Annotated in this window: 1 protein-coding gene; it reads right to left on the bottom strand. The window is 45.0% G+C overall.

Annotated features, from left to right (window positions below; translation table 11 throughout):
* Positions 1–2,965: ribonuclease E (gene rne, locus AB4653_RS10660; protein WP_372104111.1), on the bottom strand; the 2,965-nt coding region annotated here is incomplete at its 3' end.
* Between the last annotated feature and the right edge of the window lie 573 nt (positions 2,966–3,538).

Genomic DNA, 3,538 nt, shown 5'->3' with positions numbered 1-3,538 from the left:
TTGGTGCCGCTTTAGGAGCTTCTGCTTTTACCACAGGAGCTTCTTCTACTTTTACACTTTCAGCTTTAGGTGCTTCAGCTTCAACAACTGGTGTTGCTTCTACTTGCACAGCTTCTGCTACAACAGGCGATTCAACTTTCGCAGTTTCAGCAATCACTGGAGTTTCAACTTTCTCAGTTTCAACTACCGCAGGAGCTTCAGTTACCTGAGTTTCAACGACAGTTTCAGCTTCTTCACGGCGGATAATGACTTTACCCATCGCAAGTTCAGGACATGCAAAGCCGCCAGCAATAGCTGTGTTACTTTGTGGTGCCGTCTCTTGAGCTACGTTTTGCTCCTGTACAGCAACTTGAGTTTCAACTGCTACTTGAACTTCAGCCACTTCAGGTTTTGCCTGATTATGGTGAGGTTTTGGAATGAAGCGAGGCATCACTTTACCCATAGCCATCTCTGGAGAAGCTACACCACCTTTACGTAGGCGGAATGGGTTAGGACGACGATCACGACCGCGACGACGACGTTGACCACTTGCACGTAGGTGACGTGGAGAACGACGGTTGCGACGTTGCTTCGGCTCTTCCTGTTCTGTTTGTTCATCAGCGTTTGCTTGAGTTGCTTCTACTTGTTCCGCAACTTTTTGCTCTTGAGCTACTGATTGTTCTTTCGCAATAGACTGTTCTTTAGCAACAGCAGACTCATTTGACGAGTTTTCTGAAGCTTCAGCTTGTTGGTCTTTAATACGAACTTGTTTGTTCAGTTTACGACGCTGACGACGCTCTTTAATCTTAGCTGCTTTCGCTTCTGGCTTAGCCTTAGGCGCTTCTAGTTTATCAGCTTGAGCTTCTGCCGCTAGCTGTAGACCTTCTTCTGCTAATTTAGATGGTGCTAGCTCTTCGCGTTGCTTCTGCTCATCACGTGACTTATTGCGACGGTCTTGCTTAGGCTTACGAGGCTGGCGATTTTGCTGTGGAGCAGTTTCTTTCTGCTCTTCAGGTTTCTCATCACGAACTGGTTTACGACGGCGTTTGTTGTCACGGTTTTCGTTACGATTGTCACCACGCTCACCACGTTGTTCACCACGGTCACCACGTTGTTCACCACGGTCACCACGTTGGTTACGACGACGGTTATCGTTACGATCACGGCGTTGACGGTTGCCGTTGTTGCGATTGTTCTTAGGTTTCTCTTCTTGCTTCTCTTCTTCTTTTTTCTCTTCTTGAGTTGAAGAGCCAAATAAGAAGCTACCGATAGCTTTGAAGAAACGACCAACTAAACCTGGTTCTTGAGTCGCTGCTGATTCAGCTTTTTTCTCTTCTACAGCTTTAGGTGCTGGAGCTGGAGTCGGTGCTGATTGAGCAGGAGCTGCGAAGCCTTTAAGAGCTGGCTCTTCGATCTTCTTAGGACGAATAGTCTGTTCTGCAGGCTCTTTGCTTTCTGCTTCTTTTAGAGCTTCTAGCTTGGTAGGCAGCAAGTAAGACAGTAGGTCGAACTCTTCACCTTCACGAACACGGATAACCTCAAAGTGCGGTGTTTCCATGTCAGAGTTAGGAACTACAGTGATCTTAACTTCTTGGTTCTTCTCGATGTGGTTTACTGAGCGACGTTTTTCGTTCAATAGGTAAGAAGCGATAGGAACAGGGACTACAGCAAGAACTTGCGCAGTGTTGTCTTTTAGAGCTTCTTCTTCGATCAGACGTAGAACAGATAGTGCTAGAGATTCGTTATCACGAACAACACCAGTACCTGTACAACGAGGACAAATGTGGTGGCTTGCTTCTGCTAGTGATGGACTCAAACGTTGACGAGACATCTCTAGAAGACCAAAGCGAGAAATACGACCAATCTGAACACGTGCGCGATCTAAACGAACGGCATCACGTAGACGGCTTTCTACTTCGCGTTGGTGGCGAACCGGAGTCATATCGATAAAGTCGATAACAACAAGACCACCTAGGTCACGTAGACGTAATTGACGTGCAATTTCATCGGCTGCTTCTAGGTTAGTGTTAAGTGCTGTTTCTTCGATATCGCCGCCCTTTGTTGCACGAGCAGAGTTGATATCGATAGAAGTCAGAGCTTCTGTTGGGTCGATTACGATAGAACCACCAGATGGAAGACGAACTTCACGTTGGAAAGCAGATTCGATCTGGCTTTCAATCTGGTAATGGCTGAATAGTGGTACTTCACCATCGTATTTCTTAACGCGATTCATGAAATCTGGGCGTATTAATTGAATGTGCGCTTGTGCACGTTCAAAAATAGTATTGCTGTCGATTAGAATCTCGCCAATATCACGACGTAGATAGTCACGAATCGCACGAACGATAACGTTACTTTCTTGGTGAATAAGGAAAGGAGCTGCATTTGAATCAGAAGCTTGCTTGATAGCGCCCCAGTGATTCAATAGAACGTTCAAGTCCCACTCTAGCTCTTCTGCACTTTTGCCTACACCCGCTGTACGCACAATTAAGCCCATACCTTGAGGAAGCTCAAGAGTGCTTAATGCTGCTTTCAGTTGAGTGCGTTCATCACCTTCGATACGACGAGAAATACCGCCAGCGCGAGGGTTATTTGGCATAAGAACTAAGTAACTACCCGCCAAAGAGATGAAAGTTGTCAGTGCAGCACCTTTGCTACCACGTTCTTCTTTCTCAACTTGTACGATTACTTCTTGTCCTTCTCTTAGCACTTCTTTAATGCTAGGACGGCCTTGGTATGTATAACCTTCAGGGAAGTATTCGCGGGCAATTTCTTTAAGAGGGAGGAAACCGTGACGTTCTGCGCCGTAATCAACAAATGCCGCTTCTAGGCTTGGTTCAATACGGGTAATACGTCCTTTGTAGATATTCGCTTTCTTTGATTCGTGACCTGGACTTTCGATATCTAGATCGAACAGTCGCTGGCCATCAACCAAAGCGACACGCAACTCTTCTTTTTGAGTTGCGTTAATTAACATTCTTTTCATTTAGAAATTCTCATTGTCTTTTCTTATTTTCATCATTGGTCTTATCGCTTTAGTTCGTTTCTCATGGTGCCAGATCCCATGGCTTTATCGGTGCAGCCTCCCGGCTGGAGAGGGATGCTCTGGGGCACGTCAGTCATCATAGGGAGTTAGCCTATGATCCGCGATGTGGCGGTGAATACTCAACATGAGTGTACGTGAGTAGAGCGATAAGGAACTCAGTTGACCGTGTCTTACGCCGATTGCAGCACTGTCTAATCTGAGTCATCTACTCATTTACTTGCTTATGAATGGTTAGCTGTTTAAATATTAGTCAATCCATTGATAGCAGCTGTGAACTATAGCAGTGGTCGGTAAACACAGCAATCTGCTTTGTCGTAATGCGGTAAAAAAAACAGTTTTTGTTTGGGTTTTGATAGCTCTAACTCACTGTCTATAAATAATTTATCAATTGATATTTTAATTTGCAGGAAGCTTGGTGCTTTTTTGTTCGAAGAATCAAAGAAATATAGAACTTCAATGCCCTTTTAGGGATAGAGTCGCAGGGATTTTAGATAAATAAGTTCAGAATAGGGT

The sequence above is a fragment of the Vibrio sp. 10N.222.48.A3 genome, assembly GCF_041475345.1.
Classification (GTDB): Bacteria; Pseudomonadota; Gammaproteobacteria; order Enterobacterales; family Vibrionaceae; genus Vibrio; species Vibrio tasmaniensis_A.
The sequence above is the reverse complement of the archived record's forward strand: the minus strand, read 5'-3'. Positions and strand labels throughout refer to the sequence as shown.